This window comes from Klebsiella sp. CN_Kp075 (assembly GCF_040065055.2).
Classification (GTDB): domain Bacteria; phylum Pseudomonadota; class Gammaproteobacteria; order Enterobacterales; family Enterobacteriaceae; genus Klebsiella; species Klebsiella aerogenes.
On the sequence record NZ_CM198050.1, the window covers coordinates 1,573,234 to 1,599,536 of the forward strand.

Below are 26,303 nucleotides of genomic sequence, written 5' to 3' on the forward strand. Positions count from 1 at the left end.
TCTTGCTGTCGTCGGCAAGCCGTTTAAACTGCTGGCTGTTTGCTTGTCCGGATCGTAGCTTATGGAATTACTTGTTCTTGTTTGGCGCCAGTACCGCTGGCCGTTCATTGCCGTCATGGCGCTGAGTTTGCTCAGCGCGGCGCTGGGTATCGGGCTTATCGCCTTTATTAACCTGCGCCTGATTTCCCTTGTGGATACCTCGCTCACCGTGCTGCCGGAGTTTCTCGGCCTGCTGCTGCTGTTGATGGCGGTAACGCTCGGCTCGCAGCTGGCGTTAACCACCCTTGGCCACCATTTCGTCTATCGCCTGCGCGGCGAATTTATTAAACGCATTCTCGACACCCAAATCGAAAAGATCGAAAAAATCGGCAGCGCTTCGCTGCTGGCGGGCTTAACCAGCGACGTGCGTAACATTACCATCGCCTTTGTGCGCCTGCCGGAGCTGGTGCAGGGGATTATCCTGACCTTCGGGTCCGCCGCCTACCTGGCTTTTCTGTCAGGTAAAATGATGCTGGTGACCGCGGTCTGGATGGCGGTCACCATCTGGGGCGGCTTTGTGTTGGTGGCGCGCGTCTATAAGCATATGGCGACGCTGCGCGAGACCGAAGATAAGCTGTATCATGATTATCAGACGGTGCTGGAAGGGCGCAAAGAGCTGACGCTGAACCGCGAACGCGCCGAATATGTTTTTAATCAGCTGTATCTGCCGGATGCCCGCGATTATCGCCACCACATCATTCGCGCCGATACGTTCCACCTGAGCGCGGTGAACTGGTCGAATATCATGATGCTTGGCGCCATCGGTCTGGTGTTCTGGATGGCTAATGGCCTCGGGTGGGCCAATACCGCGGTGGCGGCGACCTATTCCCTGACGCTGCTATTCCTGCGTACGCCGCTGCTGTCGGCAGTGGGGGCGCTGCCGACCTTGCTCAGCGCCCAGGTGGCATTCAATAAACTGCATCAGTTCGCGCTGGCGCCTTACCGCCCCGGTTTCCCCGAGCCGCAGGCGCATCCGCACTGGCAGACTCTGGAGCTGCGCGACGTCTCGTTCCGCTACCCGGATAACAGTTTTGCCGTCGGGCCGATTAATCTGACTCTCAAACGCGGCGAACTGGTGTTTCTGATTGGCGGCAATGGCAGCGGCAAGTCGACGCTGGCGATGCTGCTGACCGGGCTGTATCAACCGCTCTCCGGGCAGATCCTGCTCGATGGTCAGCCTCTGGCGACGGAAAAACCAGAAGATTACCGCAAGCTATTCTCGGCGGTATTTACCGATGTCTGGCTATTTGATCGTCTGTTAGGGCCAAAAGGCGAACGCGCCGATCCGGCGCTGGTCGCGAAGTGGCTGGCATATCTGAAGATGGACCACAAGCTGCAGCTGGAAGAGGGGAAAATCCTCGATCTGAAGCTGTCTAAAGGGCAGAAAAAGCGTGTGGCGCTGCTGCTGGCGCTGGCCGAAGAGCGCGATATCATTTTGCTCGATGAGTGGGCCGCGGATCAGGATCCGCATTTCCGCCGCGAGTTTTATCAGGTGCTATTGCCGCTGATGCAGCAAATGGGGAAAACCGTGTTTGCCATCAGCCATGATGATCACTATTTCCAGCATGCCGATCGCCTGCTGGAGATGCGCAGCGGCAAGCTGAGCGAGCTCACCGGCGTTGAGCGCGAACTGGCGACCCGCGACGCGGTAGCACGTACTGCTTAACGTTTTTGCTGGTTACCCGATCGGTCGTTTTCGTCCGATCGGGACATATTGCTGGTTTTTACAGCAGATAAATTGCTGGCGGTTATTATTTCCCCCTCCTCGCGCTATGCTTATGGTTGCGGCCATGCAGGTCGACTTCTATTCTCACAAGGATTGCCTGAGCGATGTCCGTTTTGCATAAAAAAAGCGCCCGATTACGCGATGAAGAACGCGCCCGCCTGATTTGGCTATTGAGCACTGATAAAGCCGTCACCTCCGCGCTGCTGGGGAAACTCACCCTCGCGGAGCGCTATGATGAAGGGACGCTGGCCGATGACCTGGCGGAAGTGGAAGTGCTGGTGTCGCATCTGCCGCCGCCGGATCTCGCCGATGCCCTGGAAGCGCTGCCTTATGACGCGCGTACCGCGCTGTGGGGGCTGGTTGCCGATGACAAGCGCGGCGAAGTGCTGCTGGAGGCGTCAGAGAGCGTATGGGGCGATCTCATCGACAAGATGAGCGACCACGACCTGATATTTGCCCTGCAATCGCTGGATATTGATGAACAGGTTTACCTGTTGCAGCACCTGCCGCGCGACTTAACCGGCCGCCTGCTGGCGACGCTGCCGCCGGATAAACGCGCGCGCATTCGCCAGATGATGCGCTACGCCGATAACACCGTCGGCGCGATCATGGAGTTTGAGGTGATTACCGTTCGCCCGGAAGCCACTCTGGCGGCGGTACAGCGCTATCTGCGCCGGTTGGGCAAAATGCCGGAAAACACCGATAAACTGTTCGTCACCACGCGCAATAAACTGCTGCTCGGCGAGCTGGAGCTACAGACTATTCTGCTCAACGATGCGCAAAAGCGCGTTGGCGAGGTGATGGAAGGCGATCCGGTGACTTTCCAGCCGCAGGAAGAGGCGGAAAAAGTGGCGCGTACCTTCGAGCGTGATGACTTACTGAGTGCTGCGGTAATTGATGCCGACGGCAAGCTGATGGGGCGTTTGACCATCGATGAAATCGTCGATGTGGTGTACGAAGAGACCGATAACGATCTGCGCCGGATGGGCGGTCTGAGCGAAGATGATGATGTTTTTGCGCCGGTAAGCAAAGCGGTGAAAACCCGCTGGGCGTGGCTGGCGGTGAACCTCTGTACGGCGTTTATCGCTTCACGGGTGATCGATGGCTTTGAACATACCATTTCTCAACTGGTGGCCCTGGCCTCGCTGATGCCGATCGTCGCCGGGATAGGCGGAAATACCGGCAATCAGACGATCACCATGATCGTCCGCGCGATGGCGCTGCAAAAGATCCAGCCGGGAAGTTTTACCTTCCTGATCCTGCGCGAGATGGGGGTGGCGCTGATTAATGGCCTCGTATGGGGCGGGATTATGGGGGCTATCACCTGGTGGTTATACGATGACCCGCAGCTTGGCGGGGTGATGACGTTGGCGATGATGCTCAATCTGCTGATGGCGGCGATGATGGGGGTTATCATCCCGATGGTGATGGTCAAGCTGGGGCGCGATCCGGCGGTCGGCTCCAGCGTGATGATCACCGCGATTACCGACACCGGCGGGTTCTTTATTTTCCTTGGTCTGGCGACGCTGTTTCTGATGTAAGCTGCGCTTTTACGCGCAGGCGGCGAGGGATGAGCGCCATTGCGATAAGCCCCGCCAGTACGCCGATCGCCAGATTACTGGTCGTGACCGTCACGACGACGGTTGCCGCCATGACCAGCGTTTCCGGCCACGGATTGCGCGCCAGCGCGGTTGGGCGAATACTCTGCCAGCTGAAGGTTTTCACCGCCACAATCACCATGACCCCGGCCAGCACCGCCATTGGAATTTTGGCCATCACCTGGCTAAGCGCCGTCACCAGAAGCAGCAGTACCAGACCGGCCACTATCGTCGATAGGCGGCTACGCGCCTTGCCCATTTCCACGTTAACGATAGTCTGGCCGATCATCGCGCACCCGGCGATGCCGCCATAGCAGCCCGCGAGGATATTGGCGACCCCCAGTCCTGCGCTCTCACGCGACTTATTTGACGGCGTATGGGTGAGATCGTCAACCAGCTTTGCCGTCAACAGCGATTCCATCAGGCCGACAAAGGCGATACTCAGGGCGCAGGGCCAGATAATTTTCAAGGTGCTTAAATCCAGCGGCACCGCCAGCGCGTTGAAGCCCGGCAGACCGCCGCCCATGGCGCCTTCATCACCCACGGTCGGCAGCAACTGTCCGCTGGTGACGGTATAAACGGTGAGAAGGACGATAGCAATAAGCGGCGCCGGCACGGCTTTGATAAAACGCGGCGCCCACAGCACGATGAGCAGCGTCAGAACGAACAGGCCGACGATGAGCGGCTGCCTGCTCCAGAAATGGGGAACCTGGGCGAAAAAAATAAGAATGCCGAGCGCATTAACAAAACCGGTCATCACCGCTGGCGGGATAAAGCGCATTAACCGCGCCATACCGCATACCCCAAACAAAATTTGAATAATACCAGCCAGAATGACAGCAGGCAGAATATACCCTACGCCATGCTGATGTACCATCGGGCCAATTACCAGGGCGACAGAACCTGCCGCCGCCGTCACCATCGCCGGACGCCCGCCGAGAACCGACATCGCCAGACAGAGCACCACTGAAGCAATCAGGCTGACCTGCGGGTCCACGCCGGCAATGACCGAAAATGAAATGACTTCAGGGATTAACGCCAGGGCAGTTAGCACGCCAGCGAGGGTCTCGCGTGTTATCAACGCCGGTGAGAGAGTGCGGGAAGTTGAGGGCATAAAAGTTCGCGGATGATAAAAAATTTGAAGGGAGAGAAGCCGCCGTTGGCGTGCGCTCCATCACAGAACGGGAGATGATAGCGCGGAAAGGGCCATCATACCAGTACAAAAAGTGATTTTGTGTACACATTTATTAAACATTTTTATAACAGATCTCAAAACTCAACTTAAAATTTAAACAATATTTAAATTTTTGAGTACAGGTGGTACCTTTGATCCCGAGAATCGTTTCACCTGCGCTAAATAAAAAAAGCGAGTAAAAGTAAGGCTCAAATCCGATGAAGAAAAAGATGGCCGTACCCAGCTCACAGGCGGTTGGTTCCAATACAAATCGGACCAACACCCGCCATGAGCAAGAGACGGATGTATTGTTGATTGGCGGCGGTATCATGAGCGCCACGTTGGGAACCTGGCTGCAGGAACTGGAGCCGGATTGGTCTATTACCATGGTCGAGCAGATGACCAGCGTTGCCGAGGAAAGCTCGAACGGCTGGAACAATGCGGGTACCGGCCATGCGGCGTTGATGGAGCTCAACTACACGCCGCAAACCGCCAATGGGATCAATATCGACAAAGCGGTCGATATCAATGAGTCCTTCCATATTTCTCGTCAGTTTTGGGCCCACCAGGTGACCCGCGGCATCCTGACTAAGCCGAAATCCTTTATTAACAGCGTGCCGCACATGAGCTTTGTGTGGGGCGAAGACAACGTTAACTTCCTGCGCGCGCGCTACGCGGCGCTGCAGCAGAGCGAACTGTTCCGCGGTATTCGTTATTCTGAAGATCATCAGCAGATCAAAGAGTGGGCGCCGCTGGTGATGGAAGGACGCGATCCGCAGCAAAAAGTCGCGGCAACGCGTACCGAAATGGGTACCGACGTTAACTACGGCGAGATCACTCGCCAGCTGATCGCCGGGCTACAGACGCATGATAACTTCTCTCTCCAGTTGGGTACCGTCGTTCGCCGCTTTAAGCGCAATGCGGACAACAGCTGGACGGTGACGCTGGCGGATGCCAACAATCGTCACCAGAAGCGGACGATCAAAACCAAATTCATCTTTATTGGCGCGGGCGGCGCTGCCCTGACGCTGCTGCAGGAAACCGGCATTCCGCAGGCGAAAGAGTATGCGGGCTTCCCGGTTGGCGGACAGTTCCTGGTGTGTGAGAACCCGGAAGTGGTTAATCATCACCTGGCGAAAGTCTATGGCCAGGCGGAAGTTGGCGCGCCGCCGATGTCGGTGCCGCATATCGACACCCGTATTATCGACGGCAAACGCGTGGTGCTGTTCGGGCCGTTCGCGACCTTCTCGACCCGCTTCCTGAAAAACGGCTCCCTTTGGGATCTGCTGGCGTCGACCAATACCTCGAATATTCTGCCGATGCTTAACGTCGGGATGGATAACTTTGACCTGGTGAAATATCTGATTAGCCAGGTATTGCAGAAAGATAAAGATCGTCATGCCGCGCTGTGCGAGTACTACCCGGAGGCGCGCAAAGAAGACTGGCGCCTGTGGCAGGCCGGCCAGCGTGTACAGATTATCAAGCGTGATAAGAAGATGGGCGGCGTGTTGCGCCTTGGCACCGAAGTGGTGTGCGATGATGAAGGCACCGTAGCTGCTCTGCTGGGCGCTTCTCCTGGCGCGTCGACGGCGGCGCCGATCATGGTGCAGCTGTTGGAGAAAGTCTTCAAAGACAAAGTACAGACGCCGGCCTGGCAGGCGAAGATGAAAGAGATCGTGCCGAGCTACGGCATGCGTCTGGATGGTAATCCGGCCGCTATTGAGCAGGCGCTGGCGTGGACCAGTGAAGTGCTGGGGCTACACTACGAGCCGACGACCGCGGCAGACGACGTGCCGCAGGCTGAACTCAAGCCGCTGACCGGCGGCAAACCGATGGCGGATATCGCGCTATAACAAAAACGGCAGCCCGAGGGCTGCCGTTTTGTATTACCGCTGGCGATTAACGCTCCACGGCATTACCGATAGTTTCTTCGGCTTTCCAGATGCGGTATTTCACTTCAACGTTGGCCGGAGTATAAACCACGATCGGCAGCTTGCTGTTGTAGCGCAGCATGGCTGCATCGCCGAGACCCGCGGTAACAAATTTCTTCTCTTTCTTACCGTCCGGGCAGGCCATCATGGTGGAAACCGGGGACGTCAGCTTATCAAAGACATAGTAGTCATAGCCCCAGCCTTCCAGCGTTTTGCTTTCCAGTTGACCGCCGAGGCGGTGATGGTTGCAGTCGACTTCCAGCGTCTGGCCAATCATCAGTTCAACTTTTAACGCGGATTCATCCTGCTGCTGCGGCAGCTGAATCACCTGACGCTTCATCCCTTTTTCCGCTTTCGGATAGGGGGCGACTTTCTCCAACGGCTGCTCAGCGGCTAACGCGCTGGTGGAAACACAGGCAACGGCCAGCAGAGAAACAGCAAGCGTAGCGATTTTTTTCACGGTTGATCATCCTTTATTATCGTTACTAACCAATACAGACTAACATCATTGGCCTGAATGATAAGAGTTATTTACCATTATTTTCATTATGAATAGTGAAATGCACTAGTGAAGTGAAGCGTGCGCCAGCTATTCATCGCGGCTGTTTTTGGCTTCTTCAATAAACTCTTCGTCCAGTAAGTCGGCGTTCCCGGCGTGTTCACGCCCCGATAACAGGTTCCAGCAGGCAATAAACAAGGCGGCAATCAGCGGGCCAATGACGAAACCGTTGATACCGTAGATTTCCATGCCGCCAAGAGTGGCAATCAGGATCAGGTAATCCGGCATTTTGGTATCTTTTCCCACCAGCAGCGGACGCAGAATGTTATCCACCAGGCCGATGACAATGACGAAGAAACCGACAATAAACGCCCCTTGCCACAATTGCCCGGTGGCGAACAGATAAATCGCCGCCGGCACCCAGATAATGGCGGAGCCCACCGCCGGGATGAGCGACAGAAAAGCCATTAAAGCGCCCCACAGAATGCTGCCATCAAGACCGACAATCCAGAATGCAAAGCCGCCGAGCGCCCCCTGTGCCAGCGCGACGGCAACGGTACCTTTAACCGTCGCCCGCGCGACGGCGGCGAATTTGGCAAACAGGTGCTGTTTGACATAATTGGATAGCGGCAAAGATTCAAGGATTAACAGCACCAGATAAGGGCCGTCTTTCAGCAGGAAGAACAGCAGGTATAACATAATGCCGAAGCTGACGGTGAAGCCAAACGTCCCTTTACCGATCAGGAAGGCGCTACCGGCCAGATATTGTCCGCCTTTCAGGGCGGCATCGGATAGTTGCTGCTGAATCTGTTCCGCGCTATCGAGATTGTGCTCTGAGAGGAAACTTCTGGCCCAGCTCGGGAGATGGGCAAACAGGTTGGCGACCACCGTCGGAAACTGGGTGTCATTATGCTGTAGCTTGGTGTAGACCACGTTCAGCTCGAAGGCTAGCGACGAAATGATAATCGCCAACGGGGTGAAAACAATAAGACAGATAATGACGACGGTCAGGAGCGCCGCGATGCCGTTGCGTTCACCGATGCGCGTACGGATATTGTTTTTTATCGGATTAAATATCACCGCCAGGATTGCGGCCCACAGGATAGCGGAATAGTAAGGGGAGAGTACGTCAAAAAAGGCCAGGGTAACGATCAGTAAAATAAGGATAAAAAATCCTTTGGGAAGTCCTTTAACTCTCATTGGGTCCGCTCCAGATGATAACGAATACAGTCGAATAATAGATGGAATTTAACAATTTGCCATCAGGATAATCGCAGTCTTAGCGGGAAGGGGAGTACAAACATTAAAAAGATGTGCTACAAGACGACATGATCATGTGTGGCGATCCGTCCGTGCAATTTAAATCATACATTTTTTCGTCAGGTGATAGGCTTGGGTTTATCTAACTATTTGAGGTATGGCCGAAAGTGAATATTTCCGAGATCTACGAGTGGCGCAAGAATAGCTACCTGGTCAGTACAGACAGAGAAAAACTGGATGTTAAGGCTATCCATCGGTATCTGACAAGGTCGACCTGGGCCAAGGGTATCAATCTTGACACTGTCGCTACATCAATTGAAAACAGCCTTAATTTTGGCATTTATCATCATGATACTCAGATAGGCTTCGCTCGCCTGATTACGGATTTTGCTACATTTGCCTATCTTTGTGATGTGTATGTGCTCGAAGAATATCAGGGAGAAGGGCTTGGAAGGTGGATGATGGAATGTTTGCATAATCATCCTTTATTTGAACAGCTTCGCAGAATTATGTTATTCACCACCACCGCGCCCTGGCTTTACGAAAAGTTCGGCTACCAGCCAGTAAACCAGGAAAACTACGCCTGGACTATTACCAGGCCTGATATTTATACCAAGGGATAAAATCTGTCTGGCAAACACTCATATTCAGGTGCTTGTTGGCTTGTTTCCTGATGTATCTACTCTTGACGCGAAGCGGGCGTGCAGGAAATCACCATACCCAGTGGCGATATCCCACTCACGATTCCAATTCAGCAATCGCCAGTTCGGCAATTTTTATTGTTATTGAAGTCGTTTCGTTACTTGAGAGTGACCAGGCGGTTGAAAGACCGCACCACGCAATTATCCATTTGAGCAGGCGCTCTTTATCCATGTCTGCCATCCTGGTAACGATGCTTAGACGCTGTTTAAAGGTCTCTGGTACAGTCGCAACAGCAGGTACCGGATAACCAAGATCCGGATTAGTAAAAATATTAGCAAAGTCGAATCCCCGTTCACCTATCAGCCCTTTGGGGTCAATGGCTAACCAACCGGACGTTTCAAAATCAAGCACGTTACCGTGATGTAAGTCGCCATGTAATACAACCACATCTCGTGGAGAAGAAAGCAACTCTTCTGAAATTTCTGCGCAACGTGTCAGGATACCGCCATACTGCAAGGCGGCTGGTTTTAGAGGATAAAACCATTCACGCAGGGAGGTTAGCCGGGGGAACGGTCTTTTGGCGAATGAATGAAGCCGGTTCGCAGTCATACATAAAATACGACAAGCGATATCATCCCTATCTCCACGAGACATTGCTGATAAAGACGCGGAACCTGTGGCTCTTGAGAGAAGAATTGCTTCCTTTTCATGTGCAATCACATGGGCAGCGCCGTTCCCTTCCCACCATACCATGAGTGCATTACCGGCTTGTTCGTCAGTATCATCAGTGACTTTTAACATGGCTTTAATACCATGGGTTGCTGTTTTGACCGGATACAACTGTGACGTATGAGTGACAAATGGGGTGCCATCAGGAATGAGATTCCAGCAATTTAGCCAGGGTGTTAACTTGAACATATCCATAAAGCGGTCTTTAACATCCTTGCAATCAACGTTTAGACAACGTCCGTTTCGGGTAAATCAATGATAACCAGTATACCAAAGCTGCCCGTATCTACCGTATGAGGAATGCCAGCTTTTGCCACATAAAGCTGGCCAGACGATACAGTGATTTTTTCTCCCTTCACACTCAGCTCCAGTTGTCCATTAATGACCAGTAACCCCTCGTCATACTCATGTACTTCTTCAGCTACTGAGCGTTCATCCATTCGTACAACTTTAAGATTTGCAGTGCCAATGCGGCCTAATACATGAGAGTGCCAGGCTTCAGGTAATGCATGCGCTTCGGTTCTGAGGTCATAAAGCGACATAGCGCCATTCCTTTTGATGTGCGTTTATTGCTCTTATGCCATATAAGTTTCCTGCCGTCATATAACAAATATGGGAAAACAGGTTGAGTAAGAAGTATATATTTACTGAGTTGAATTTCCGCTGGGAGCGAGGGGCGGATGTCCTGCTTCATCATGATGGGCAGGGGGAGTTACAGCCGGCGGTTACGCGGTGAATGATCTATAGAGAAAGGCCGGGCAGGGAGACACGTTTCAGGTCTGGAGTGAAGGAAGGATCGAGTTTTTCGACGGGGTTTCACCCCCTGCAAAAAACAGGCACAAAAAAACCAGCCATAAGAGGCTGGTTTTTCGAAGGTTTTTGGTCGGCACGAGAGGATTTGAACCTCCGACCCCCGACACCCCATGACGGTGCGCTACCAGGCTGCGCTACGTGCCGACGCGTGGAGGATAATATTACCCGTTCCCCCATCGAATGCAAGCGACCGACAACTGATTGATTCAAAATTAATCAATCAGTTAGCGATAAAGCGTTTTTCATCCGTCAGTACCTGCAGCAGCAGGCTGAGCTGTGGTTTTTGGTCTTTCACCTTCTCGCCGTTACTGTTCCAGGTGTGATAGGTGCCGTTGTGGTCGAGCACCACGGTCATCGTTGGCGTGGTAATCGCCAGAGTATCGCTATTGGCCGCGGTGACCCAGCTGCGGCGGCGCGCCGGGCTAAACAGGTCTTCGCCCTGCGAATATTCATTCGCTGGCGTCGACACGTGCAGCAGACGCTGCATCAGCGTCGTCATCACGTCTTTGTTATCCGTGAGCGTGGCGATCTCCTGCGCTGGGGTTCCCGGCCAGTGAATAACCAGCGGCACCTGCAGATTGCCCCGTGACCAGTCGAATTTACCCTGCTTGTTATCCAGCGGCATACCGTGCCCGGCGGTAATAATCACCACCGTATTATCCAGTTTGCCCGCTTTGCGCAGCGCGTCGAGCACGCGGCCAATTTGCGTATCGACGTCGCCTGCGGCGCGGCCATAGGTGCGCGCAAAATTCTGCTGCTGGCTGTTATCAATATTAGTGCCGTTCAGCGATACCCACGAGAACCAGCGGTTCTCATCCTGGGCGTAGCGATCCAGCCAGCCGATCCATTGGTCTGCCGTTTGCTCGTCACTTTGCGTTTTGGCCGCCGGCAGCGAGAAGTCCGACAGCAGCGCCTGACGATAGAGCGGACTGCTGAAACCGTCAGATGAGAACAGGCCCAACTGGTAACCCTGTTGGTTGAGGGCGGTAATCAGCGCCGCCGGGATACGCGCCGAGAGCACGCCATCCATATAACCCGGCGATATGCCGTAGAACAGGCCGAACATTCCGCTATCGGTACTATTACCGGAGCTCATATGCTGACTAAAGTTGACGCTCTCTTTTGCAAAAGCAGCCAGCTGCGGCATGTTCTTCTCGAAGCGTGAATAGTTGAGATTATCCACGGTAATGAGCAGCACGTTGTAGCCCGTGCCGAGGTCGCGATAGCGCAGATCGCTCAGCGGATACTGCACGGAAACCGCTTCCGGCGCGCCTTGTTCAACCAGACGGCGCTGGTAATCCTGAGCGTCGAGCAGGCCATGCTTCTCAAGGAAGCGGCGAGCGGTCATCGGATAAGAGAGCGGCAAGTTGGCCCGCTGCATGGTGATCGGGCGATAGAAGTTAGCATCCGCCCAGATATAAATCAGGTGGCTGCTGATAAATGAAATAAAGAAAAACCAGGCGACGGGGCGCGCGTAGTGGCGGCGGCGCGTCAGGCTGCGCAGCTTTTGCCAGCTCCAGGTGGCGAAGAGCATCTCGATCAGGAAGATGATCGGTACGCTGATAAACATCAGCTGCCAGTCGCGAGCCATCTCGTTCTGGTCGGGGTTAATCACCAGTTCCCAGACGACAGGGTTTAAGTGCAGGTGGAAGCGAGTGAAGACTTCGCTATCGATCAGCAGCAGCGTCATCCCGGCGGTGGCGAAGATGACCGACAGGAAGCGCATAAGCCGCTGCGAGCCGACGATAAAGGTCAGCGGGAAGAGAATCAGTACATAGCTGGTGAACACCAGAAAACTGAAATGACCAACGAGGCTGACATACGAGAAAACCCGCCCGGCAAGCGTCGTTGGCCAGTCGGCGACAAAAAGATAGCGGCTGCCGAGCGCCATGGCCAACAACATGTTGAACAGGGCAAACCAGTGTCCCCAACTGACCATCTGGGAGACTTTTTCTCGGTAGGGCTGACGTAGAGTCACCATATACTGTTGTTCGTTATCCTTAGTGCGCGGGATCGTCGTTAATGGACGATTGCAGCGCCTGGGCGAAAGAACGGGCGATTGCCTGACGCTGCGCCGGCGCGACGCTACTGTTAATCAGGTTGGTCACCATATTGCCCAGCACCATCAGTGACAGGTCAACCGGCGCTTTGTGTGTTTCCAGGACGTTCGTCAGCTCGCTGAGCAGCTGCTCGACCTGTTCATCGCTATAGCGGGATATTTGTGGCATAAACTCAAAATCTGTTTGTTCGTGAAAGGGCAACATATTACCGTAGCAGCAGCATTTTTTCCGCATTTTTTCGCCACGGCGTAAAAGCGCCCAGCAACGCGAGTCTCAAGCGTGAAACAGACATCTGCCGGTTGCGTCATCGTCCCGGTGGTGGTTGAATACCGCCCGGTCTAAAAGGAGAGTTTAACATGAGTCTGGATATCGACCAGATTGCCCTGCATCAGTTGATCAAACGTGATGAACAGAATCTGGAACTGGTGCTGCGCGAGTCGCTGCTGGAACCAAATGCCACTGTCGTGGAAATGATGGCTGAACTGCATCGTGTCTACAGCGCAAAAAGCAAAGCCTATGGCCTCTTTAATGAAGAGAGCGAGCTGGCGCAAGCGTTGCGTTTACAGCGTCAGGGTGAAGAAGAATTTCTTCCTTTCAGCCGTGCGGCAACCGGTCGCCTGCGCGATGAGCTGGCGAAGTATCCGTTTGCCGAAGGCGGCATTGTGCTGTTCTGTCAGTATCGTTATCTGGCGGTCGAGTATCTGCTGGTGGCGGTGCTCAATAATCTGAGCAGCATGCGCGTTAACGAAGAGCTGGATATCAGTTCCACGCATTACCTCGATATCAACCATGCCGACATCGTGGCGCGTATCGATCTGACCGAGTGGGAAACCAATCCCGAATCGACCCGTTACCTGACCTTCCTGAAAGGGCGGGTGGGGCGTAAAGTCGCTGATTTCTTCATGGACTTCCTCGGCGCCAGCGAAGGGCTCAACGCCAAAGCGCAGAACCGCGGTCTGCTGCAGGCGGTGGATGATTTCGCCGCTGACGCGCAGCTGGATAAATCCGAGCGCCAGAACGTGCGCCAGCAGGTGTATGCTTACTGTAACGAACAGCTGCAGGCGGGTGAAGAGATCGAGCTGGAGTCGCTGTCTAAAGAGCTCTCCGGCGTCAGCGAAAAGAGTTTCCAGGAGTTTACCGCTGAACAGGGTTATGAGCTGGAAGAGAGCTTCCCGGCGGACCGCAGTACGCTGCGCCAGCTGACCAAATTTGCCGGTAGCGGTGGCGGTTTGACCATTAACTTTGATGCGATGCTGTTAGGCGAACGCGTATTCTGGGATCCGGCAACGGATACGCTGACCATCAAAGGTACGCCGCCGAACCTGCGCGATCAGCTGCAGCGCCGTACTTCTGGCGGTAATTAATCCCTGCTGCTTATCCCGGCGGAACATGATGCCGCCGGGTTAACCTTCTACCTGAATAATCCCGACGCCGCTTTGTTTAAGCTTCTGGCGTAACGTGTCATCCAGTTCGCTGTCGATAACCACTGTGCTGGCAAGATTAAGCTCGCCGATGGCAAATGCGGAGGCGGAGTTGATTTTCTCGGCAGAGGCCATCACCACGGTTTCTGCGGCTCTGGCCGCCAGCGCGCGCTTGATGCCCGCCTCTTCATAATCACCGGTGGTAAAGCCCACCCGCGGGTGCACACCCGTTACTCCCATAAAGAACAGATCGGCATTAATCCGCGCCATCGCCGCCAGCGTCTCGGCGCCGACCGTGACTACCGAATGTTTAAACATTGTGCCGCCGAGCAGGATCACGTCGATCAGCGGATGCTCGACCAGCGCCACGGCGATCCCTGGACTGTGCGTCACCACGGTACAAGCAAGGTCGGCGGGTAGCGCGGCGATCATCGCCGTGGTGGTGGTGCCGCCGTCGACGATGACCACCTGTCCTGGCTGGATAAGCGCCGCCGCCCGGCGGGCTATCGCCTGTTTGGAAGCCATCTGCACGCTTTTTCTGCTTTCGATTGGCGCGATAGCGGCGGATACCGGCAGCGCGCCGCCGTGGACCCGTTGCAGTTTACCTTCCGCCGCCAGTTCGCGCAGATCGCGACGAATGGAGTCTTCGGAGACTTTAAAGCGCTGGCTTAACTCTCCCGACATCACCTGTTTTTCTGCGGCAAGGAGCTGCAGGATGTGCTGTTTTCTCTGGCTGGCGAGCATGTTGTTCACTTCACGATTGATCTTGTTTATGCACGATTATGCATGTTATGTTGCCCGCTGTCACCTTAGAAGGGGAAAAACATGCATGTAGACGCACCGCGCGTTCGCCACGTTCGCGAAACGCTCTTGTCAGATAACTGGTACACGCTGAAAAAATATACCTTCGAACTGCTGCGTCGTGATGGACGCTGGCAGGAGCAGAGCCGGGAAGCCTACGACCGCGGCAACGGCGCGGTTATTCTGCTCTACAATCGCCACAAGCAGAGCGTGGTGCTCATCCGCCAGTTTCGTTTTCCGGTGTGGATCAACGGTCACGACGGCTTTCTGATCGAGGCCGCCGCGGGGTTACTGGATAACGCCTCGCCGGAAGAGCGCATTATCGCCGAAGCGGAAGAGGAGACCGGTTTTCGCGTCACCCGTATTGAACCGGTATTCACCGCGTTTATGAGTCCGGGGTCGGTGACCGAGAAGCTGTACTTCTTTATTGCCGAATACTCCGCTGACGATCGCCGTGGCGATGGCGGCGGGCTGGCGGCGGAAGGAGAGGATATTGAAGTGCTGGAGTGGCCGCTGGCGCGGGCGTTACGGGCCATTCGCGATGGCGAAATCGTGGATGCGAAAACCATTATGTTGCTGCAGCACCTGGCGTTAAATGCCGACACGCTCCTTGCCGGTTAAGCGGCAAGGAGCCGGCAAGATTAGCGCAATTCGCGGGCAATGGCGCTGTACATCAGCGCCGCTTCCAGCGGTTGCGCGTTAAAGGACGGTTCCGCCTGTGGCCAGGTTGACCACTGCACGATCACCAGATGTTCCGCACGGTTGACCATTATCACCTGGCCGTAGATCCCCAGCGCCCACAGCGAGCCTTTGAGCCCTTCCTGCGGCGTCGGCTGCACGTTTTGCGCATTGGCCGGAATGGCGTTATTCCACCATTGATAGCCGTAGATACCTTCCGGATGCGCTGCTGAAACCGAGTTCAGCGCTTTTGTCCAGCTCGCGGCTTGATCGAACCAGCCTGCGGGCACCAGCGGTTCACCGTTGCTCAGGCGGCCATCGCGGGCGACAAACTCGCCAAAGCGTCCCCAGTCTTCGAGGGTGGCGTTAAAGCCGTGGGCGCCGACATCATGTTGTCCTTTTTTGTAGGCGTGCCACACGCCATCGTGGGCCATGCCCGCAGGCTGCCACAGTGATTGTTCAAGCCAGGCGGCCAGCGACATACCGGTTGCGCGTTCCAGCACATCGCCCAGCAGCCAGGCGCCGCCGGAAGAGTAGGACCACTGCTCGCCTGCCGGGTGTTTGCGCGACAGCGTCGACACAATTTTACGCACGCAATCATAGGCGCCGGGCTGCGCTTCACACTGGGTCAGGCGGGCGAAGTGCGACTGTGGATTGGTGTAATCTTCATTCCATTCCACGCCGCTGGTATGTTGAATGAGCTGCTTGAGCGTCACGCCATCCCAGGCGGTGCCTTTCAGTTCGGGTTCATAAACGGTAATCAGGTCATCAAGGGAGTGGATTTTACCCTGTTGAATAGCGATACCGACCAGCGTCGAGACGACCGATTTACCCACCGAGCGCGAGGTCCACAGCGTGGTGTCGGTATTACCTTCGGCGAGATATTTCCAGGCGACTTTGCCATCTTTCAGCACCAGCATACCGCTGACGTTTTCGCGCTTCAGGTAATCTTGCAAATTCCAGGTGTGGCCGTTGAGTGTGTAGCGGGCATCGGTCAGCTGCTTTTTAGCGCGCTCCAGCGGGACCGAGTCGCCGTGACGGAAAACATCGCCAGCATAGTTGCGATAGTCATTACGAAAGCCAACGACGCGTGACGCCTGATCCCAGGTGAGCATGTCTTTGGCCGCGGGTAGCGTTTGATCGTAAGGCGTGGGGCAGACATCCAGCGTCAGGCCGCCGCAGTTTTGCGCCATTGCCGCCGCCGGCAGCGCCGCCAAAATTAACGCCAGAGCCAGTGGTTTTCTTATCATTTTCATTCCCTCGTTTGCCATAGATTCGCATCGCAGTATATAAACCGGCGCGCGGCGGCTAAAATCACTCTATGGGGGATTTTCCCCCGAAAGGGAGAGAAGGATGAAAACCCTGCAGTATTCATTTGCACAGATTGAAGCCTTCGCGACGATTGCTGAGACCGGCAGCCTGTCGCGGGCGGCGATCCGTTTAGGGAAAGACCGTACGACGCTTCGCGATCTGCTGGATTACCTGGAAGATGCGTTGGGCTACCGGCTATTCAGCCGTGAAGGGCGTAGCCTGACTTTAACGGCCGAGGGAGAGCAGCTTTTTCGCCAGGCGCACCTGTTGTTGCGACAGGCGCAGGCTTTCGAGTCTTTTGCGCAAACGCTGCCGCAAACGGCCTGGCAGGAGTTACGCCTGGTGTACGATCCGTTCGTGCCGCGTGAATTTCTCTGTTTGCTGGCCGATACGCTTGCCCGGCGGCAGATCCGTTTAAGCTGCTGGAGCGCTTCGCGTCGCGAAGCCGAGCAGGCGTTGAGCGATGACGTCGCGGATATGGCCATTTGCCAGGCTAACAATCGTACGCTGGGTAGCGAAATGGAGTGGCGGGCGCTGGGTACCGTTGATTTACGCTTTTACGCCGCGCAGCGGTTGTTCGCTGATGCCGCAAGGCCGCTGACGTTGCTGAATTTATCGCTCACCCCGCAGTTAGTCATGCACCGGCGCAGCGACGATCAAATCGCCCGCCGGTTGCAGATATCCGGCCATACGCTGTATATGAATGAAATCACCATGTTGCGCCACGCAATGGAGCAGGGGCAGGGCTGGGGTTTTTTACCCGACCATTTACGGCCCGACGAGTGGCAGGGGGTTGCTGAAATAGCCACCGAGGTCGGTAATCAGGGGCTTAACGTTACCATGGTGATGCTGTGGCTGCCGGGAATGAATAAACACCGCGCGCTGGGAGAGATTGTTGACGACGCGCCAGGGTTATGGCGGCGCAGATAACAAAACGCCCCGGGTCAGAAGACACCAGGGCGTTTGCCATACAACTTGCTATCGGCGATTAAGCGCGAACGAAGTCGATGTGGGTCAGTTTCGGCTTGAACGCGTGACGCTGAACAGCCTGAACTTTAACTTTCTCTTCTTTGCCATCGACAACCAGGGTCAGAACTTCGCCGTAGAACTCAGCTTTGTCCTGCATGTTCCACAGTTTGTCGTGGTCCAGTTCGATAGCAACCGGAGCAGCTTCGCCACCGTAGATGATTGCCGGGAACTTGTTAGCTGCGCGCAGGCGGCGGCTCGCACCCTTACCCTGCTCTTTACGTACTTCTGCGTTGATAGTAAACATTGATGTCTCTCTATATATAAAGCCTGCAACAGGCGACCCAGCAGCAGGCAGATTATCTGCTTTGCGAATGCAAAAGCGGGCGGCATTATAGCCGCCTATCGGCACAGCGGCAATCAAAACCTCAGTTTTTGGCGGATTAACGCAGCTCATTGGCGCGACGGAAACGGCCCTGATAATCGAACACTTTTTCCCGCACCTGCCAGTATTGCCCCTTCATCCGGGCGACGACAAAGTCCGGATGGCGCAGCAGCGCCTGCTGGGCAATGATGTCTGCCGGAGTTATCCAGCGTAGCGGCACGCCCGGAGTACGGGTATGCGGGCGGATAAACAACTGCTCAAAGGCGGTACGCTGCGCGGGTGTTTGTAAACGGAAGCGCTCACTCACATCGGCGCCGTCCTCATCGTAATAGGTGATTTTCAGCCACGGGCCTTTTTCATCGCTGCCATGCTGCAGCGCCATGCCGCTGCAGCGTAACACCAGCGCGTCTTTAAGCTTCAGCGCCGCCTTCAGCATGTCGTCCGGGTCGACCAGAATAGTATCGCACTCGCGACAGCGGCGGGCGGCAATGTCATTCTCGGCGTTGCACTGCGGACAGTTTTTAAAACGAAAGCGGAAGTCGCACTGTTCGCGATGGCCGTCATCGTCTTCGAACCAGCCCTGGCAGCGACGGCCAAAATGCTCAATCAACGTGCCGTCGGCGGTGGTTTTCCCCCAAAAAGTATTGGCGAAACCGCAGGCCGGGCAGAAAACCTGTACCGGGACATTATCGCTTTTGCCTTTTGGCGTGCCGACTTCCGGCGCATACAGGTCGTGAGGGTTACCGGCATAGTCGAGGATCAGGCAGTCGGTTTTGCCCGGAGCCAGACGCAGACCACGGCCAACAATTTGTTGGTAAAGGCTTACCGACTCGGTTGGCCGAAGAATCGCGATAAGATCGACGTGCGGCGCGTCAAAGCCGGTAGTCAGTACCGCGACATTCACCAGATAGCGATACTGCTGCGCTTTAAAAGCTTCGATGATGCGATCGCGCTCCGGCCCCGGCGTTTCGCCGGTAATCAGCGCCGCCTGCGTGGGCGGCAGCAGGCCAGTAATTTCCCGCGCATGCTCGACGGTCGCGGCAAAGATCATCACGCCTTGACGGCTTTCGGCAAACTCAACGATTTGGCTAACGATATGCGGCGTGATGCGCTGCTGTTTTTTCAGCTCGTGGTTAAGGTCGGCTTCGCTGAACAGACCATTGCTCTGCGCCTGCAGGCGGCTGAAATCGTACTGTACCACTGGCATATCGAGGCGCTCAGGCGGCGTCAGGTAGCCGTGCTTAATCATATAACGCAGCGGCAGCTCGTAGATGCAGTCGCGGAACAGCGCTTTCTCGTCGCCGCGCACCATTCCGTGATAGTGGAACTGATAGATCCACCCCTTGCCCAGGCGAAAGGGGGTCGCGGTCAGGCCAAGCAGCCTGAGCTGTGGATTCACCTGCCGCAGGTGGCTGATGATTTGCTGATACTGGCTGTCGTCATCGTCGCTGATACGGTGGCACTCATCGACGATCAGTAAGGAGAATTCGCTCTGAAACTGCTCAAGATTGCGCGCCACCGACTGCACGCTGCCGAAGACCACTTTGCCCTGGCTCTCTTTACGCTGCAGACCGGCGGCGAAAATATCGGCTTCCAGGCCAAGCGCACAGTATTTACTGTGATTCTGCGCCACCAGTTCTTTAACGTGGGCCAGAACCAATACGCGTCCGCGCGCCAGCCGCGCAAGTTCGGCGATCACCAGGCTTTTGCCGGCGCCGGTCGGCAGCACGATGGCGGCCGGCTCATGGTGACGGCGAAACCAGGCGAGCGTGGCGTCGACCGCCTCTTTTTGGTAGGGACGTAGTGTAAAAGTCATCAATTCTCGGGGGTTAATTAACTCGCAAATAGTATGCCATGAATCTTTTCCCTTGAGTGGTGTTAAGAGCCCGTTATACTAACCAATGGAATTCTTCTTTTTCGGGCGAGATGCCCGCTCCAGCATTATTACAGGCTAAAAAATCTCATGCGACTTGATAAGTTTATCGCTCAGCAGCTTGGCGTCAGCCGTGCTATTGCCGGGCGTGAAATCCGCGGCAGCCGCGTTACCGTGGACGGCGACATTGTGAAAGATGCCTCTTTTAAGCTCCAGCCGGAGCACGAGGTGGAATATGACGGCAATACGCTGACCCAGCAGCACGGCCCCCGTTACTTTATGCTCAACAAGCCGCAGGGTTATGTCTGTTCAACAGACGATCCCGATCATCCAACGGTGCTTTATTTTCTCGATGAGCCGGTTGCCCATAAGCTGCACGCCGCCGGGCGTCTGGATATCGACACCACCGGTCTGGTACTGATGACCGATGATGGGCAGTGGTCGCACCGCATTACTTCGCCGCGCCATCACTGCGAAAAAACCTATCTGGTGGAGCTGGAAAATCCGCTGGAAGAGGGCGTCGCCGAGCAGTTTGCCAAAGGCGTGCAGCTGCATAATGAAAAAGATCTCACCAAACCTGCTGTCCTCGAAGTCATCACTCCGACAGAAGTGCGCCTGACCATCAGCGAAGGCCGCTACCACCAGGTAAAACGCATGTTCGCGGCGGTGGGTAACCACGTCGTGGGATTACATCGCGAACGTATCGGCGATATTACCCTTGATGCGTCGCTGGAGCCCGGCGAATACCGCCCGCTGACGGCTGACGAAATCGCCAGCGTTGGCGCCCCACAAGCACGGAGTAAAACGTGACGACAAAGCAGAATTCTTCATTGGGGATTGTGTTTATTCTTGGCCTGTTGGCCATGTTAATGCCGCTGTCGATTGATATGTATCTGCCGGCGCTACCGGTTATCTCGTCGCAGTTCAACGTGCCGGACGGCAGCGCGCAAATGACGCTCAGCACCTATATTCTGGGCTTTGCGCTGGGCCAGCTGCTGTACGGGCCGATGGCCGACAGCATTGGCCGTAAACCGGTGATCCTCGGCGGGACGCTGATTTTCGCCGCGGCGGCGGTGGCCTGCGCGTTATCGCAGACCATCGAGATGCTGATTACTATGCGTTTCTTCCACGGCCTGGCGGCCGCGGCGGCCAGCGTGGTGATCAACGCCCTGATGCGCGATATTTACCCGAAAGAAGAGTTCTCGCGCATGATGTCATTTGTCATGCTGGTCACCACCATTGCGCCGCTGGTGGCGCCGATGGTCGGCGGCGCGGTGCTGGTGTGGTTCAGCTGGCACGCGATTTTCTGGATCCTGGCGCTGGCGGCGCTGCTGGCGTCGGCGATGATCGCTTTCTTTATTAGCGAGACGCTGCCGGTTGAAAGACGGCAGAAATTTCATATTCGCACCACGCTTGGCAACTTCGCCACCTTGTTCCGCCACAAGCGGGTACTAAGCTATATGTTGGCCAGCGGCTTTAGTTTTGCCGGCATGTTTTCATTTCTCAGCGCGGGTCCATTCGTCTACATCAACATTAATCACGTGTCGCCGCAGCACTTTGGCTACTATTTTGCGCTGAATATCGTGTTCCTGTTCATCATGACCATCATTAATAGCCGCTTTGTTCGCCGGGTCGGCGCATTGAATATGTTCCGCGCCGGGCTGTGGATCCAGCTGGCGATGGCGGTGTGGATGGTGGTTTGCGCGCTGCTTGATGTTGGTTTCTGGTCGCTGGTGGTGGGCGTGGCGGCGTTCGTCGGCTGCGTATCAATGGTCTCCTCTAACGCCATGGCGGTGATCCTCGACGAGTTTCCGCATATGGCGGGAACCGCATCGTCGCTGGCCGGAACATTTCGTTTTGGGATTGGCGCGATTATCGGCGCGTTGCTGTCGATGGCCACCTTTACCACCGCCTGGCCGATGCTGATTTCTATCGCTTTTTGCGCCGCGAGCTCCATTCTCTTCTATCTGTACGCCAGCCGGCGACGAAAAGTCGCACATTAAGTCACATTTTCAGGGGCGATTTCCGCCCCTTTTTTGATACATATCAACCGAAATCGGCTTCCCTGTTTAGCTATTTGTTTCTTTTATGTAAAATCAATTAGTGTAAAAAGTCGCAATGTTGCGATAAAAAAGTTGTTTTGGATCACAGAAACGGGTACATATAGCCGCGAACTGTTTCCGCAAGGCAACTATAAAGTCCTGGATAATAAGCTGTTAGCCCTGGCCCGATGCTGGTGTAAGCGTTTTCTAAGCTGTTGCAGGACTATTTGTCAACAATGTGTTAATATTGATGTAAATTTATTGTGAAGCCTTTTGCTTCCGGGGAAACCAAGTGAATACACAGCAACTCTCTATCGTACACCGACTGCCGCAGAGCTATCGCTGGCTGGCCGGTTTTGCGGGTTCAAGAGTTGAACCGATTCCGCAAAACGGCGCGCAGGGCGAAAATAGCCTGGTGGCATTAAAACTGCTCAGCCCGGACGGCGAGAAAGCGTGGCCGGTGATGCGTACGCTGAGCCAGGCGCTGAGCGACATCGAAGTGGATTGTTCCATTCTCGAGTGTGAAGGCGAGCCGTGCCTGTTCGTTAATATGCAGGATGAGTTTGCCGCTACCTGCCGACTGAAAAATTTCGGCGTGGCCATTGCCGAGCCTTTCTCTGGCAACAACCCCTTCTGACCGTCAGCTTAACGCCAGCAGCTGGCGGGTGTACTCCTGAAGCGGTGCCGTAAATACGCGCTCGCATTCACCCTGCTCGACGACTTCTCCCTGCCGCAGCACTATCACCTGATGACAGAGCGTCCGTACAACACGTAAATCGTGGCTGATAAACAGATAGGCCAGCTGATGCTTTTGCTGTAGCGTCTTCAGCAGCGCCAGGATCTGCGCCTGCACGGTTTTATCCAGTGATGAAGTCGGTTCATCTAACACAATCAGCTGCGGTTTGACGATCAGCGCCCGGGCAATGGCGATACGCTGGCGCTGGCCGCCGGAGAATTCCGCCGGATAGCGCTGTCGCGTCGCGGGGTCGAGCCCCACTTCCTGCATCACCTGAATCACCGCCTGTTCACGTTCCGCGGGCGTCAGCGTTGGCTGATGAACGCGTAATCCTTCCTCGATAATCTGCAGGACGCTCAGGCGCGGGTTGAGCGATGAATTCGGATCCTGAAAAACGACCTGAATGCGTCGGCGCAGCGGCAGCATCTGGCGGCGATTTCGCCCCTGGATCGACTCGCCGGCAAACTGCATTTCTCCGCTGGAGTTAATCAGCCGCAGCAGCGCCAGCCCGGTGGTGCTTTTGCCAGAGCCGGATTCTCCCACCAGCCCCAGCGTTTCTCCGGCCCGCAGGGTAAAAGTCAGATGGTTGACCACCCGATTGTGATCGACCACCCGGCGCAGGATCCCTTTGCGGATTGGGAAGGCGACGTTAAGATCGCGGGCCTGCAGCAGGATGGGCGCATCGGCGGATAGCGGCACCGGTTTGCCGGTCGGTTCGCTATCCAGCAGGCGGCGGGTATACGGATGCGCGGGCGCCTGAAACAACTCCCGGCAGCCGTTTTCTTCGACGCAGCGGCCGTTTTGCATCACCGCCACCCGGTCGGCAAGCTGGCGGACAATACTTAGATTGTGGGTGATGAACAACATCCCCATGTTGAGCTCATGCTTCAGTTCGCGCAGCAGTTGCAGAATTTGCGCCTGCACCGAGACGTCCAGCGCGGTGGTTGGTTCATCGGCGATGAGCAGCTCCGGGCGCGTCAGCAGCGCCATGGCGATCATCACCCGTTGGCGTTCGCCGCCGGAAAGCTGGTGCGGATAGTCGGCAAGCCGCCGTGAAGCGTTACGGATGCCAACCCGATCCAGACAGTCGAGGATTTCGCCGCGCGCCGCCTCTTTGCGCATGCCGCGGTGCAGCGAGAGCACCTCGTACAGCTGTTTCTCCAGCGTATGCAGCGGATTGAGCGAGACCATCGGCTCCTGGAAAATCATCGCGATGCGGTTGCCGCGGATCCCGCGCAGGGTACGCTCATCGGCGTGCAGCAGCGACTGGCCGTGAAAGCGGATATCGCCGCTGGGATAGCTAACCGGCGGCGAGGGCAGAAGGCGCAGTACCGACAGCGCGGAGACGCTCTTGCCGGAGCCGGATTCGCCGACCAACGCCAGCGTTTCACCCGCGGCAATCTGCAGCGTCAGGTTGCTGACTACCGTTTGGCTTGCCCCTTGCTGGCGGAAGGCGATAGAGAGGTCGTCAATGTCTAATAACGGCTGGCTCATGTTATACCGCCTTACTCGGATCGAAGGCGTCGCGGACCGCTTCGCCAATGAAAATCAGCAACGTCAGCAGCACCGCCACCGACAAAAATGCCGCCATCCCCAGCCACGGCGCCTGCAGGTTATTTTTCCCCTGCAGTAGCAGTTCGCCCAGCGACGGCGAGCCTAGCGGCAGGCCAAAGCCGAGAAAATCGAGCGAGGTCAGGGTGGTTATCGAACTGCACAAAATAAACGGCAGGAAGGTGAGGGTGGCGACCATCGCATTCGGCAGCATATGGCGCAGGATAATATGGCGATCGCTGACCCCCAGCGCCTGTGCGGCGCGAATATAATCGTAGTTACGGGTGCGCAGGAATTCGGCGCGAACCACCCCGACCAGCGTCATCCAGCCAAATAAAACGGTGATCGCCAGCAGCCACCAGAAATCAGGTTGCACTACGCTTGAGAGCAGAATAATTAAAAATAGCGTCGGCATTCCGGACCATACTTCGATAAAACGCTGCCCCCACAGGTCGAGCTTACCGCCGTAGTAGCCCTGCAGCGCCCCGGCAAGCACGCCAAGCACGCTGGAGAAGAGCGTCAGCAGCAGACCGAATAATAATGAAATCCGCGCGCCATAGAGGATCCGTGCGAATACATCGCCGCCGTTAGCGTCGGTACCCAGCCAGTTGTGCCTGGACGGCGGCGAAGGGAAGGGGCTGTCGGTGGCGAAATTGATGCTGGTGGCGCCGAAACGCACCGGGGCCCACAGCACCCAACCGTTTTCAGCCAGCCGTTTTTGCAGCCAGGGATCCTGATAGTCGGCGGCGGTGGCAAAATCACCGCCGAAGGTCGTTTCGCTATAGGTTTTCAGCGCCGGTACGTACAAACTACCGCGATACTGCACCAGCAGTGGCTTATCGTTGGCGATAAGCTCGGCGCACAGGCTGCAAATAAACAGCGCCAGGAAGATCCATAGCGACCAGTAGCCGCGGCGGTTGTGGCGAAAACGCGCCCAGCGGGCCTGATTAACGGGGGAGAGAAATGACATTAGCGGCCCTCGAAATCGATACGCGGATCGACCAGCGTATAGCTGATGTCGCTGACAATGTTTAATAGCAGGCCGATTAACGTGAAGATATACAGAGTGCCGAACATCACCGGGTAATCGCGCGACACGGTGGCTTCGTAGCCGAGCAGCCCAAGACCATTGAGCGAGAACATCACCTCAATCAGCAGCGAACCGGTAAAGAACATGCTAATGAAGGTGGCGGGAAAACCGGCAATCACCAGCAGCATGGCGTTGCGAAAAACGTGTTTCCACAGGATCTGTTTTTCCCCGACGCCTTTGGCGCGGGCCGTCACCACATACTGTTTGCGGATCTCATCAAGGAAACTGTTTTTAGTCAGCATCGTCAGGGCGGCGAAACCGCCGATCACCGTCGCCAGCACCGGTAAGGTGATATGCCAGAGATAGTCGGCGATCTTCTGATACCACGGCAGGCTATCAAAATTAGCGGAGACCAGGCCGCGCAGCGGAAAAAGATCGAAATAGCTGCCGCCGGCGAAAATCACGATCAGTAATATCGCGAACAGAAATGCCGGGATGGCGTAACCGATGATGATAAATGTGCTGCTCCAGACGTCGAAATGGCTGCCGTTACTGACGGCTTTACGGATCCCCAGCGGTATCGACACCAGGTAGATAATCAGCGTGCTCCACAGGCCGAGGGTAATAGACACCGGCAGGCTGTCTTTAATCAACTGCAGCACCGAAGCGCTGCGAAACAGGCTATCGCCAAAATCAAAGCGCAGATAGTCGCCGAGCATCTTAAAGTAGCGTTCGTGAATCGGTTTATCGAAGCCGTAGCGGTGGGTGATTTCGGCAATCACTTCCGGATCGAGCCCACGCCCGCCGCGATAATGACCTTCACTGATATTGCCAACGCCGGTACGCGCATGACTGGCGCCCATACCGCTATCTCCTGCGCCGGGCAACCCGCTGCGGTCGCCGAACTCCACGGCGGCGATCGCCTGATCGACCGGACCGCCTGGCGCAATCTGCACGATAAAAAAATTGATGGTGATGATGGCCCAAAGCGTCGGGATCACCAGTAATAGTCGGCGGAGCAGGTAGGCGCCCATCTTT

The 26,303-nt window shown here is 55.7% G+C and carries 24 protein-coding genes and 1 tRNA gene; 10 read left to right on the top strand and 15 right to left on the bottom strand.

Annotation, left to right across the window (positions count from 1 at the left end):
* The first annotated feature begins 61 nt into the window (after positions 1-61).
* Both ABLV78_RS07540 and mgtE read left to right on the top strand, forming a co-directional pair.
* Positions 62-1,705, top strand: coding sequence for a multidrug ABC transporter permease/ATP-binding protein (locus ABLV78_RS07540; RefSeq protein WP_047043236.1), 1,644 nt, complete (start codon positions 62-64; stop codon positions 1,703-1,705).
* A gap of 164 nt (positions 1,706-1,869) precedes the next feature.
* Positions 1,870-3,306: a magnesium transporter gene (gene mgtE, locus ABLV78_RS07545; protein ID WP_045391390.1), complete on the top strand. Its 1,437-nt coding sequence runs from the start codon at positions 1,870-1,872 to the stop codon at positions 3,304-3,306.
* Here mgtE and ABLV78_RS07550 read toward each other — a convergent pair.
* Positions 3,269-4,477: a SulP family inorganic anion transporter gene (locus ABLV78_RS07550; protein WP_047043234.1), complete on the bottom strand. Its 1,209-nt coding sequence runs from the start codon at positions 4,475-4,477 to the stop codon at positions 3,269-3,271. The genes mgtE and ABLV78_RS07550 overlap by 38 nt on opposite strands.
* A 278-nt stretch (positions 4,478-4,755) precedes the next feature.
* Between ABLV78_RS07550 and mqo the strand changes: the two genes are divergently transcribed.
* Complete coding sequence (gene mqo / locus ABLV78_RS07555; protein WP_047043232.1) at positions 4,756-6,390, top strand: malate dehydrogenase (quinone); 1,635 nt, start codon at positions 4,756-4,758, stop codon at positions 6,388-6,390.
* Between the two features lie 46 nt (positions 6,391-6,436).
* Here the strand turns inward: mqo and eco are convergent, their stop codons facing one another.
* Both eco and ABLV78_RS07565 read right to left on the bottom strand, forming a co-directional pair.
* Positions 6,437-6,928, bottom strand: coding sequence for a serine protease inhibitor ecotin (gene eco / locus ABLV78_RS07560; protein WP_045391384.1), 492 nt, complete (start codon positions 6,926-6,928; stop codon positions 6,437-6,439).
* Positions 6,929-7,057: 129 nt separating this feature from the next.
* Positions 7,058-8,167, bottom strand: a complete 1,110-nt coding sequence (locus ABLV78_RS07565) for an AI-2E family transporter (protein ID WP_045391382.1) — start codon at positions 8,165-8,167, stop codon at positions 7,058-7,060.
* A gap of 227 nt (positions 8,168-8,394) precedes the next feature.
* On the opposite strand from ABLV78_RS07565, the gene ABLV78_RS07570 reads away from it, so the two are divergent.
* Positions 8,395-8,850, top strand: coding sequence for a GNAT family N-acetyltransferase (locus tag ABLV78_RS07570; protein WP_045376845.1), 456 nt, complete (start codon positions 8,395-8,397; stop codon positions 8,848-8,850).
* 115 nt (positions 8,851-8,965) lie between these two features.
* On the opposite strand, the gene ABLV78_RS07575 is transcribed toward ABLV78_RS07570, so the two are convergent.
* From ABLV78_RS07575 to ABLV78_RS07595, 5 genes are all read right to left on the bottom strand, one after another.
* Positions 8,966-9,793: an aminoglycoside phosphotransferase family protein gene (locus ABLV78_RS07575; RefSeq protein ID WP_047043227.1), complete on the bottom strand. Its 828-nt coding sequence runs from the start codon at positions 9,791-9,793 to the stop codon at positions 8,966-8,968.
* Between the two features lie 32 nt (positions 9,794-9,825).
* Positions 9,826-10,140 carry a cupin domain-containing protein gene (locus tag ABLV78_RS07580; RefSeq protein WP_045391377.1) on the bottom strand — a complete coding sequence of 105 codons (315 nt, stop codon included), beginning with the start codon at positions 10,138-10,140 and terminating at the stop codon, positions 9,826-9,828.
* 338 nt (positions 10,141-10,478) lie between these two features.
* Positions 10,479-10,555, bottom strand: a tRNA-Pro gene (locus tag ABLV78_RS07585).
* 76 nt (positions 10,556-10,631) lie between these two features.
* Positions 10,632-12,392: an LPS biosynthesis-modulating metalloenzyme YejM gene (gene yejM / locus ABLV78_RS07590; protein ID WP_045391375.1), complete on the bottom strand. Its 1,761-nt coding sequence runs from the start codon at positions 12,390-12,392 to the stop codon at positions 10,632-10,634.
* Between the two features lie 19 nt (positions 12,393-12,411).
* A complete protein-coding gene (locus ABLV78_RS07595; RefSeq protein WP_045377048.1) occupies positions 12,412-12,639 on the bottom strand; it encodes a YejL family protein in 228 nt (75 codons plus the stop codon).
* A 188-nt stretch (positions 12,640-12,827) separates the two neighbouring features.
* On the opposite strand from ABLV78_RS07595, the gene yejK reads away from it, so the two are divergent.
* Positions 12,828-13,835: a nucleoid-associated protein YejK gene (gene yejK / locus ABLV78_RS07600; RefSeq protein WP_015365669.1), complete on the top strand. Its 1,008-nt coding sequence runs from the start codon at positions 12,828-12,830 to the stop codon at positions 13,833-13,835.
* Between the two features lie 39 nt (positions 13,836-13,874).
* On the opposite strand, the gene ABLV78_RS07605 is transcribed toward yejK, so the two are convergent.
* The gene (locus tag ABLV78_RS07605; RefSeq protein WP_045391372.1) at positions 13,875-14,636 is read right to left on the bottom strand and encodes a DeoR/GlpR family DNA-binding transcription regulator; all 762 of its coding nucleotides are present in this window, start codon (positions 14,634-14,636) and stop codon (positions 13,875-13,877) included.
* Positions 14,637-14,717: 81 nt separating this feature from the next.
* Between ABLV78_RS07605 and ABLV78_RS07610 the strand changes: the two genes are divergently transcribed.
* A complete protein-coding gene (locus ABLV78_RS07610) occupies positions 14,718-15,314 on the top strand; it encodes an NUDIX domain-containing protein (RefSeq protein ID WP_047043222.1) in 597 nt (198 codons plus the stop codon).
* A gap of 20 nt (positions 15,315-15,334) precedes the next feature.
* Here ABLV78_RS07610 and ABLV78_RS07615 read toward each other — a convergent pair whose 3' ends face one another.
* Positions 15,335-16,621 (bottom strand): serine hydrolase domain-containing protein, encoded by a 1,287-nt coding sequence (locus ABLV78_RS07615; protein WP_047043350.1) that lies wholly within the window; start codon positions 16,619-16,621, stop codon positions 15,335-15,337.
* A gap of 103 nt (positions 16,622-16,724) precedes the next feature.
* Between ABLV78_RS07615 and ABLV78_RS07620 the strand changes: the two genes are divergently transcribed.
* A complete protein-coding gene (locus tag ABLV78_RS07620) occupies positions 16,725-17,612 on the top strand; it encodes a LysR family transcriptional regulator (protein WP_045391365.1) in 888 nt (295 codons plus the stop codon).
* A gap of 58 nt (positions 17,613-17,670) precedes the next feature.
* Here ABLV78_RS07620 and rplY read toward each other — a convergent pair whose 3' ends face one another.
* Both rplY and radD read right to left on the bottom strand, forming a co-directional pair.
* The gene (gene rplY / locus ABLV78_RS07625; protein ID WP_015365674.1) at positions 17,671-17,955 is read right to left on the bottom strand and encodes a 50S ribosomal protein L25; all 285 of its coding nucleotides are present in this window, start codon (positions 17,953-17,955) and stop codon (positions 17,671-17,673) included.
* Positions 17,956-18,091: 136 nt separating this feature from the next.
* The gene (gene radD / locus ABLV78_RS07630; RefSeq protein WP_047043219.1) at positions 18,092-19,849 is read right to left on the bottom strand and encodes a DNA repair helicase RadD; all 1,758 of its coding nucleotides are present in this window, start codon (positions 19,847-19,849) and stop codon (positions 18,092-18,094) included.
* 147 nt (positions 19,850-19,996) lie between these two features.
* Between radD and rsuA the strand changes: the two genes are divergently transcribed.
* The 3 genes from rsuA (at position 19,997) to ABLV78_RS07645 (ending at position 22,585) form a co-directional block, all read left to right on the top strand.
* Complete coding sequence (rsuA, locus tag ABLV78_RS07635; RefSeq protein WP_047043216.1) at positions 19,997-20,716, top strand: 16S rRNA pseudouridine(516) synthase RsuA; 720 nt, start codon at positions 19,997-19,999, stop codon at positions 20,714-20,716.
* Positions 20,713-21,909, top strand: coding sequence for a Bcr/CflA family multidrug efflux MFS transporter (locus ABLV78_RS07640; protein WP_045391357.1), 1,197 nt, complete (start codon positions 20,713-20,715; stop codon positions 21,907-21,909). The genes rsuA and ABLV78_RS07640 overlap by 4 nt, the downstream gene beginning before the upstream one ends.
* A 331-nt stretch (positions 21,910-22,240) precedes the next feature.
* Entirely contained in the window at positions 22,241-22,585 is a 345-nt protein-coding gene (locus ABLV78_RS07645; RefSeq protein ID WP_045391356.1) for a YejG family protein, read from the top strand.
* Between the two features lie 3 nt (positions 22,586-22,588).
* Here ABLV78_RS07645 and yejF read toward each other — a convergent pair whose 3' ends face one another.
* The 3 genes from yejF to ABLV78_RS07660 are packed head-to-tail and all read right to left on the bottom strand — an operon-like array spanning position 22,589 to position 26,299.
* The gene (yejF, locus tag ABLV78_RS07650; RefSeq protein ID WP_047043211.1) at positions 22,589-24,178 is read right to left on the bottom strand and encodes a microcin C ABC transporter ATP-binding protein YejF; all 1,590 of its coding nucleotides are present in this window, start codon (positions 24,176-24,178) and stop codon (positions 22,589-22,591) included.
* Between the two features lies 1 nt (position 24,179).
* Positions 24,180-25,205, bottom strand: a complete 1,026-nt coding sequence (locus tag ABLV78_RS07655) for a microcin C ABC transporter permease (protein WP_047043209.1) — start codon at positions 25,203-25,205, stop codon at positions 24,180-24,182.
* On the bottom strand, positions 25,205-26,299 hold the full coding sequence (locus ABLV78_RS07660) for a microcin C ABC transporter permease YejB (RefSeq protein ID WP_020078276.1): 1,095 nt from the start codon (positions 26,297-26,299) through the stop codon (positions 25,205-25,207). The genes ABLV78_RS07655 and ABLV78_RS07660 overlap by 1 nt, the downstream gene beginning before the upstream one ends.
* Positions 26,300-26,303: the final 4 nt, after the last annotated feature.